3 protein-coding genes are annotated in these 2,384 nt (G+C 55.1%); all 3 read right to left on the reverse strand.

Going from position 1 to position 2,384, the window contains the following annotated elements; translation table 11 throughout:
• Positions 1–94 precede the first annotated feature (94 nt).
• On the reverse strand, positions 95–619 hold the full coding sequence (gene pal, locus AACR14_RS15895) for a peptidoglycan-associated lipoprotein Pal (RefSeq protein ID WP_005304908.1): 525 nt from the start codon (positions 617–619) through the stop codon (positions 95–97).
• Between the two features lie 49 nt (positions 620–668).
• Entirely contained in the window at positions 669–1,994 is a 1,326-nt protein-coding gene (tolB, locus tag AACR14_RS15900) for a Tol-Pal system beta propeller repeat protein TolB (protein ID WP_005335728.1), read from the reverse strand.
• 95 nt (positions 1,995–2,089) lie between these two features.
• The coding region (tolA, locus tag AACR14_RS15905; protein WP_041202008.1) for a cell envelope integrity protein TolA at positions 2,090–2,384 on the reverse strand (295 nt) is incomplete at its 5' end.

The raw sequence follows: 2,384 nt of genomic DNA on the forward strand, positions 1-2,384 counted from the left end.
GATTTCATTCGGATCAAACCTTGGCGTTTAGTGCAAATAAAACGGCCATCGAAATGGCCGCTTGCATATAAACGAACTTCGTTCGGTTCAAACCTTAGTAAACCAGAACCGCGCGGCGGTTTTTGGCAAAGGCATCCTCGGTGTGGGACATGTCCAGCGGCTTCTCTTCGCCATAGCTGACGATGGAAAGCTGCTCGGCCTGCACACCCAGGGTTTGCAGATACTTGGCAACAGCCTTGGCACGACGCTCGCCCAGGGCGATGTTGTACTCCGGAGTACCGCGCTCATCGGCGTGACCTTCGATCAGGACTTTCACGCTCGGGCGCTCGCGCAGGTAGCTGGCGTGGGCATCCAACAGATCAGCGTACTGACCCTGGATATCGTAACCGTCGAACGGGAAGTAGATCACGTTGTCACGCTGCAGTGCTTCGAACTTCTGACGCATCTGCTCTTCCGGGGACAACATGCCGTTGGCGCCGCCGGTTTGTACACCGCCCATGCCGTCGGTCATACCTGATTCAGCGCCAGCGGCGTCGGAATCAGAAGAAGAACTACAAGCGGCCAGGGTGAACAGTGGCAGTGCGATGGCCAAACCCTTGAGCAGTTTATTGAGTTGCATGCTATTTCCTTAAACCTTTATAACAAAACAAAAAACAATTGGATTTTTATCAATTCAAGAAGGGCGACCAAGCTGGTGCACGAATTTCACCGCTACTGGTCGGAAGCACAGCCTTGAAGCGACCATCAGTCGACACCAACGCGAGACTCTTACGACCCTGATAGATGGTGGCATAAATGATCATGCTGCCATTGGGAGCCACACTTGGCGACTCATCCAGAGCACTCTGGGTAAGGACCAACAGGGCATTGTTTTCCATGTCCTGACGGGCAATACGATACTGTCCCTGAACACGGGTCACCATCACCATGATTTTGCCATCAGGAGTGATGGATGCACCCTGGTTGGATTCACCTTCCCAAGTCATCCGGCGAGTCATACCAGTCGCCAAATTTACGCTATAAATCTGGGGTTTGCCACCACGTTCAGAGGTGAACAACAAATTTTGCCCATCCGGCATCCAGGAGGGTTCAGTGTCGATCACACGGCTGGTTGTGACGCGGGTCAGCTGCTTGCTAGCGACATCAACCACATAGAGGTTCGGTGAACCATCTTTGGAGAGAACGATAGCCAGACGACGACCATCCGGAGACCACTCCGGTGCCCCGTTGATACCACGGAAACTGGTGATCAGGCTGCGTTGCTGAGTGTAAATATCCTGCACATAGATTTCGGACTTCTGGTTCTCGAAGCTCACGTAAGCCAGCTTGCTGCCATCCGGCGACCAGGCCGGAGACATCAACGGTTCGCGGGAGCGCAGCAGGGTCTTCTCGTTGTAACCGTCGTAGTCAGAAATACGCAGCTGGTACGGGAACTGGGTACCCTGCTGTACGGAGACGTAAGCCAGACGGGTCAGGAAGGCACCGCGCTCGCCAGTCAGACGCTCATAGACGATGTCGGAGATACGGTGGGCAAACTGACGCATCTGGGCACCCGGGATGGTCGCCATGCGGCTATCCAGGATGTAACCGTTGCTCTCGCCACCTTGCGCCTTGGCCAGCTGGCCTTTCAGCACATCGACCAGCTCGAAGTTGACCTTGTAGGTGCCGTCACCTACTGCCGAAATGGAACCCACCACAACGGCTTCAACCCCTTGGGAGGCCCAGGGAGCGAAGTTGATCTCGCTGCTGCTGCTCGGGGTCTGCGGCATCTGGCCACGGGCCAGCGGCTTGAACTTGCCGCTGCGCATCAGGTCGTTGGAGACCACTTCCGCGATGTCCTGCGGCAACTGCCCGTTACCTTCCCACTTGAAGGGGGCGACAGCGATGGGGCGTGCGCTATCAATACCGCCGGTGATGACGATGTCCAGGGCCGCCTGGGCACTCTGGCCCAGCAACAAACAGCCAACCAAAGCAAAAAATACTTTTCTGATCATGGCTTAAATACTCGGTTCCAATGTAGATGAGAGGTTAAATTCCTTTCTCGGCGAGAGGTTGCCAACCGGAGGCAAGCAACCTCGTTTTATCACGCTTAGATACTCGGTTCTAACTTCAGGTTAAATTCCTTCAACATCTCGAATGCCGCAGGATCCTTGGGCACAGGCAGTTGATTGGCTTTCAGAACAGCCGCCTTACCGGAACGACAAACCGCCGGGTCACCCTGGCCGTTATCGACCGATATGACAAAGCCACTGCTCGCAAGACGTACGCCGATAGTACATGTTTTGCCCCGCATGGTGGGATCCAAAATCATATACCGCTCAACAGTGGCCTTGATGAGCGCCGCATATTTGTCGACTTCGCCCTGGGCTGCTGCCGATGCCGCC

Source organism: Aeromonas sp. 159, from assembly GCF_963862045.1.
Classification (GTDB): Bacteria; Pseudomonadota; Gammaproteobacteria; order Enterobacterales; family Aeromonadaceae; genus Aeromonas; species Aeromonas veronii.